Here is a 255-nt window from a genome sequence, read left to right on the forward strand (position 1 = left end):
AAAATTTAGCTATAGTCTCTTTATTATTAATAGTCGCTTCAATAGTCGTATTATTGGTTCTCGTATGGCTATTGAATCTGGTACTTGGACCTTTGTCACTTTTATTATTAGGTTCTCTTTTACTGGGATCTTTCATTACTGCACTGAAAAGCGAGAAAGGTTTTTTGAAAAAAATTGCTTTAATTATTTCTTCAATTGCTATGGTGTTTTTTGTGTGCATAGTGATGTATATTATTTTAATGATTTTGTACGGTA

1 protein-coding gene is annotated in these 255 nt (G+C 29.8%); it reads right to left on the reverse strand.

What is annotated here, in order from left to right:
- Positions 1-255: hypothetical protein (locus O2Q26_RS19005; protein ID WP_289217303.1), on the reverse strand; the 255-nt coding region annotated here is incomplete at both ends.

Origin of the sequence: Halobacillus campisalis (assembly GCF_030345335.1) — a bacterium.
GTDB lineage: Bacteria > Bacillota > Bacilli > Bacillales > Halobacillaceae > Halobacillus_A > Halobacillus_A campisalis.